The sequence below is a fragment of the Vescimonas sanitatis genome (genome assembly GCF_049060325.1).
GTDB classification, from domain to species: Bacteria; Bacillota; Clostridia; order Oscillospirales; family Oscillospiraceae; genus Vescimonas; species Vescimonas sanitatis.
In genome coordinates this window covers 1-1,277 of the sequence record NZ_JBMGPW010000030.1, presented here as the reverse complement: position 1 = coordinate 1,277, position 1,277 = coordinate 1, and the positions used below count along the sequence as shown (strand labels likewise).

Genomic DNA, 1,277 nt, shown 5'->3' with positions numbered 1-1,277 from the left:
TAAGTCACAGATTTCCTGCACACGGGCTGCTGTATCATAAAGAAAACACAGGATAGTGGCATCTCTTCTGCCGCTGAGAGTGGATGTATCCGGCTGGCGCAGGATCAGCGCAATCGCCTCTTTTGTCAACGGATTAATCGCTTTGCGCTCAGCTCTTTTCACTGGGATTGCCAGTATTTGCTGGAAATTCAGTAAAAGGCGCGGCTCTTTTATCTGCAGGTATTTAACAAATGAGCGGATGGCTGCAAGACGTTGGCTACGCGTCGCGGTTCCATTGTTTCGCTCTATCCTCAGCCATTGCAAAAAATGGTCAACGAGTTCCGGCGTCAGATCATCTATGGAAAGCTTTTCAATCCTCATCCCCTCTACATCCTGGCAATAGCCAAGGAATAGNTGAGCGGATGGCTGCAAGACGTTGGCTACGCGTCGCGGTTCCATTGTTTCGCTCTATCCTCAGCCATTGCAAAAAATGGTCAACGAGTTCCGGCGTCAGATCATCTATGGAAAGCTTTTCAATCCTCATCCCCTCTACATCCTGGCAATAGCCAAGGAATAGCCGAAATGCATCGCAGTATGATGAAATCGTGTTCGTACTGATATTTTTAAGTTCGGGCAGGTAATGGGAAAGAAACTCCGTCAAATGTGCGGCAAAATCAGCAGTTTTCATTCGGCGCCTCCCACGTTGGAATCGTATCGCCAAGATAATCGCACTGCTTTTGAATAAATTCAGGGTAACANTATGATGAAATCGTGTTCGTACTGATATTTTTAAGTTCGGGCAGGTAATGGGAAAGAAACTCCGTCAAATGTGCGGCAAAATCAGCAGTTTTCATTCGGCGCCTCCCACGTTGGAATCGTATCGCCAAGATAATCGCACTGCTTTTGAATAAATTCAGGGTAACATTCCGCTGTTAAATGCAGATAGATTTGCGTCGCACTCATGTTGCAATGGCCGAGATACGCCGAAAGGTATGGAAGTGTAGTCACGATGTCGCTCTTGGATTTTTTCAGCTTTTGCATAGAACGAACGGCAAAGGTATGACGAAGGTCATGAACCCTCGGACCGTATCCACGTCCTTTATGCGCAATTCCACAATGCCATAGCGCATCCCGAAACCGGTTGTAGACTGTGGTTGTATGGTAGCAGCTTTTTCGGGGATTGGGGAAGAAATAGTTGTTACCAGAACTTTCCGCATGGATTTCTTCAAAATATTGTTCGTAGTCCGCCCACAGACTTTTAGACAGAGGAACATATCTTGGTTTGTCATGCTTTGTTT

At 46.3% G+C, this 1,277-nt stretch carries 3 protein-coding genes; all 3 read right to left on the bottom strand.

The genetic code is table 11. The features are described from left to right. Positions 1-360, bottom strand: a 360-nt coding sequence (locus ACOMDU_RS13605) for a tyrosine-type recombinase/integrase (RefSeq protein WP_421130697.1), incomplete at its 3' end; no start/stop codon positions are given. Next, entirely contained in the window at positions 350-667 is a 318-nt protein-coding gene (locus ACOMDU_RS13600; RefSeq protein WP_421130696.1) for a site-specific integrase, read from the bottom strand. The genes ACOMDU_RS13600 and ACOMDU_RS13605, both read right to left, overlap by 11 nt. A gap of 152 nt (positions 668-819) precedes the next feature. Continuing rightward, a partial coding sequence (locus ACOMDU_RS13595) for a tyrosine-type recombinase/integrase (protein WP_421130695.1) occupies positions 820-1,277 on the bottom strand: 458 nt, incomplete at its 5' end.